Annotated in this window: 2 protein-coding genes and 2 pseudogenes; all 4 read left to right on the top strand. The window is 70.2% G+C overall.

What is annotated here, in order from left to right:
- The coding region (locus AC31A1_RS49165; protein ID WP_489659553.1) for a DUF485 domain-containing protein at nucleotides 1-371 on the top strand (371 nt) is incomplete at its 5' end.
- A gap of 32 nt (nucleotides 372-403) precedes the next feature.
- Nucleotides 404-2,062, top strand: coding sequence for a sodium/solute symporter (locus tag AC31A1_RS49160; RefSeq protein WP_489659554.1), 1,659 nt, complete (start codon nucleotides 404-406; stop codon nucleotides 2,060-2,062).
- A 141-nt stretch (nucleotides 2,063-2,203) separates the two neighbouring features.
- Nucleotides 2,204-2,731, top strand: a pseudogene (locus tag AC31A1_RS49155) (histidinol-phosphatase); the annotation flags it as partial.
- A gap of 29 nt (nucleotides 2,732-2,760) precedes the next feature.
- Nucleotides 2,761-3,125, top strand: a pseudogene (locus AC31A1_RS49150) (hypothetical protein); the annotation flags it as partial.

Raw genomic sequence — 3,125 nt, 5'->3', positions numbered from 1 at the left:
TCACCTACCCCTGGCAGCCACCGCCGCCTCCACCCGAGCGCCGCCGTCTCCCCCGTCGCCCCGCGCTCGGCAACCACAGCGATCTGCGCATCCTGCGCGGCGCGTACCGGCGTCAGCGCCGGGTGGCGACCCTCGCCGCGCTCGGCTACTTCTGTCTCTTCCTCGGGCTCTCCGCGTTCGCGCCCTCGTTGATGTCGAGCACCGGCACCGGCGGTGTGCCCACCGGGCTGCTGCTGGCACTGGTCCAACTGCCCGTCACCTGGCTCGCGACAGCGCTCTACGAGCGCACGGCCCGGCGTCGTGTCGACCCCCTCGCGGACCGTTTCCGCAAGCAGGCCGAGCTGGACGCGAGACGGGAGGCGGCACGATGACCGCAACGACCGCGATGACGACCGTGACGGCGATGACCGGTCTCAGGGACTCCTCGCAGACGATGTCGCTGGTGGCCTTCACCTCCGTCGCCACGATCACGCTGCTGCTGTGCGTGATGACGGGCCCCGACCGCGACGACCTCGACGAGTTCTACACGGGGTACGGCTCCCTCTCCCCGCTGCGCAACGGCCTTGCCATAGCAGGTGATTACATCTCCGCGGCGAGTGTGCTGGGCACGGGCGGGGTGATCGCCCTGTACGGCTACGACGGGGTGGTGCTCGCGCTGAGCACGACCCTGTCGCTGATGCTGCTGATGTTCCTGCTGGCCGAACCTCTGCGCAACGCGGGCCGGTTCACGATGGGCGACGCGCTCGCCCGCCGGATGCCGGGGCGCTCCGTACGGATCGTCGCGTGCGCGGTGACGATCATCGCGCTGCTGCCGCTGATGCTGGTCCAACTCGCGGGCGCGGGCCAGCTGTTGGCGTTCATCCTCGGTTTCTCCGGCGACTTCCTCCAGACCGGCTGCATCATCGGCCTGGGCGCGCTGATGATCAGCTACGCGGCGATCGGCGGCATGAAGGGCACCGCCCTCATCCAGATCCTGAAGATCGTGATGCTGCTCGGGTCGGGAGCCGTGATCGCCGTACTCCTGCTGAACCGGTTCCACTGGGACCTGGGTTCGTTCTTCGACACGGCGGCGAAGCAGAGCGGCGCCGGACCGGCCTTTCTGCACTCGGGACTTCAGTTCGCGGGCGGGCCAAGTCCCCGGCTGGACATGATCAGTTCACAGCTGACGGTCGTGATCGGCGGCGCGTGTCTGCCGCACATCACGATGCGCATGTACACCGCGTCGAGCGCCCGGCAGGTGCGGCGGTCGATGTCGTGGGCGGTGTCGAGCGTGGCGCTGTTCGTGGTGATCGTCACGGTCGTCGGGTTCGGCGCGACGGCGCTGCTCGGCCGGGCGGCGATCGCGCGGGCCGACCCGCAGGGCAACACGGCGTATCTCCTCGGCTCGCGGGCGGTGTTCGGAACGAACATGTCGACGACGGAGACGCTCCTCTTCACCACCGTCACCACGGCCGTCTTCCTCACCCTGCTCGCCTCCGTCGCCGGAATGATCCTCGCCTGCGCCAACTCCCTCGCCCACGACGTCTTCGCGACCCGGGTCCAGGAGATGCCGGTCCGCCGCGAGATGACGCTGGCCCGCTACTCGGCGCTGGCGGTGGGCGTTCCGGCGATCGTGCTGGCGACACTGATCCAGCACCGGGGCCTGCAACCCCTCGTGACCCTGTCCTTCTGTCTGGGCGCCTCGGCGATAGCGCCCGCCCTCGTCTACAGCCTCTTCTGGCGCCGCTACACCCGAACAGGCCTGCTCAGCACGCTCATTGGGGGCACTCTCTCCGTCCTGCTGCTGATGCCGGGCACGAACCTGGTCTCCGGCTCGCCCACCGCCGCCTTCCCGCACGCCGACTTCAACTGGTTCCCGTTCACCACGACGGGCCTGGTCACGATCCCGCTCGGCTTCGCCTTCGGCTGGCTGGGCACGGTCGCCTCGGGCCGCCGCGAGGAGGAGGAACAGCGGCGCCGCTACGACGAGATGGAGGGCTGGATCCTGGCGGGCGCGGTACGGAGAGACAGCGGCGGGACACACGGAGAGACACCGCATGACCGACGCAAAAGCCCCGCGTGACCGATGCCGTAGCCGTGCATGACTCGTTCTGGACGGCGACACCTCGTCGCTGCCGCCCGCCCTCGACACGTCCGTACCGGACGAGGAGTTGACGCCCAGCCAGCTGTCCCGAAGAGGCATGCTGCGCCGAACGGGCCTTTCGGCGCATCCTCCTTCGCCTACAAGGCGGTCATGGACGGCATCCGCGCGGGCCGCATCTGGGTCGACCACGGCGGCCTGATCAGCGGCCTCGACGCCCGCCTGTCCTACGGCGGCCGCGAGGTCACCCTCGGCGGCGCGCTGCACGTCCGCCGAGGCGCGCAGGTGAACCTGGTCATCAGGATCAGCCTGGCCAACGGCCCCAACTGGGCCCAGTTCCAGCCCAAGTTGGCCCGCGCCGACGTCATCCAGGGCGACGTCACCGGCCCGGTCGCGGACAAGGACACGTTCGCCACCCCGAAGACGAAGGTCGTCAAGTCCTTCGAGGTCGACAGGTCCACCGGCACCGTCCGCCTCACGTACTCCCTCGGCCGCCTCGACAAGCCGGTCTACGTCCGCCTCCGCGGCACCGACGGCAACCGCACCGCCGTAGGCATCAACGGCGCGGCCGTAGACCCCGTAGGCCCCGCGATGGACGTCCTCGGCGACGCCGACCCGTGGAGCCCGGGACAGTCGCCTGCACACACCTGATCCGGACGGACACGCGCAGGGGGACGGCGGTGTCGCTCGCCCTGCCGGAGGCGGGTTCAGCGGAGGAGGCCTGGCAACGGCTCACGGCAACAGAGCTGAGCGCGGCCCTGGGCGACCGTAGACACGGCCCCGCCGAGGCGGCTGCCTCGGCCGCGGCGGAGCACGCGGCGCGACGATCGGGCCGGGCGGTGCTCTACGCCGGCGTAGACCGCCTCACCGGAACAGTCACCGTGGACGACCTGCTGAAGTCAACGGCGATCGACCAACTGACGGTGGTAGGCGCCCCGTTGACCACCCCGGACCCCGCCACTCCCATCCTCACCCAGGACCACGTACGCCCGGAATGGCGCGAGGGCCACTTGGTCCTGGCCCTGGTCCCGGCGGCGGGCAACAC

This window comes from Streptomyces sp. P5F9 (genome assembly GCF_057961495.1).
The sequence above is the reverse complement of the archived record's forward strand: the minus strand, read 5'-3'. Positions and strand labels throughout refer to the sequence as shown.